The 1,096-nt window shown below is 71.9% G+C and carries 1 protein-coding gene; it reads left to right on the top strand.

Annotated elements, in window-relative coordinates; all coding sequences use genetic code 11:
• Positions 1–1,096, top strand: a 1,096-nt coding sequence (locus G6027_RS16765) for a serine hydrolase domain-containing protein (RefSeq protein ID WP_182638131.1), incomplete at both ends; no start/stop codon positions are given.

A 1,096-nucleotide genomic window follows, 5' to 3' on the forward strand; every position in this document is an offset into this window, starting at 1 on the left:
TCGACCGGACGATCCCGTCGGCGCTCGAGTCCGGGCGGATCGCGGGGGCGACGGTCTCCGTCGTGCACGACGGCGAGCTCCTCACCGCCCGCGGGTTCGGCGAGGCCGACGTCGCCGCCGGCACCGCAGTCGATCCGGAGACCACCCTGTTCCGGGTGGGGTCGGTATCGAAGATGGTGACCGCGACCGCCGTGATGCAGCTCGTCGAACGCGGCGAGGTCGACCTGGACACCGACGTCGAGCAGTACACCGGCCTGGATCTACCCCACGAGCACCCCGTGACGCTGCGGCACCTGCTCAGCCACACCCCCGGTTTCGAGGAGCGCGCCGCCGGTCTCTTCGGTACGCCGGGAGTCGCCGTGGACCTGCGCCGGTCCCTGATCGAGGACCCGCCCGCCGAGGTGTACGAACCGGGTACCACGCCCGCGTACTCGAACTACGGCAACGCGCTCGCCGGGTACGTGGTCGAGGCCGTGAGCGGCGTGCCGTTCGAGGACTACGTCGACCAGAACATCCTCGCCCCGGTCGGGATGACGTCCTCGTCCTTCGACCAACCCCTGCCGGATCACCTGGCGGCGCATGTCGCCCAGGGGTACCCGACCTCGGACGGGGCGGCGATCCCCTTCGAGGTGGTCGGGGTGCCACCCGCGGGCTCGTTGAGCGCCACGGCCACGGACATGGCGCGGTTCATGCTCGCCCATCTCGGCCACCCCGCCGGCGACGGCGCAGGGACAAGCACAGGTCCAGACACCCGCGTCCTCAGCGACGAGACCCTCCGACTCATGCGGGAACCCGCCCTCGACGCCGGCACCCTGGGCGCCCTGGCGGCCGGTCCGAGGATGGGTCTGGGCTGGTTCGACGAATCCCGCAACGGCCGGGCCGTCGTCGGGCACGGCGGTGACACCCTCGCGTTCCACTCCCACATGCAGCTGTGGCCAGAGGACGACACGGGCCTCTTCGTCTCCTTCAACAGCACCGGCGCCGACGCCGCCGCACTGCTGCTGCGTGAGGACCTGCTCGACGGGTTCGCCGACCGATACCTCCCCTCCGACGGTGCGACCCCCGGCACCGTCGACCCGGCGGCCCCCGCCACCGT

This window comes from Dietzia sp. SLG310A2-38A2 (assembly GCF_014145095.1).
GTDB lineage: Bacteria > Actinomycetota > Actinomycetes > Mycobacteriales > Mycobacteriaceae > Dietzia.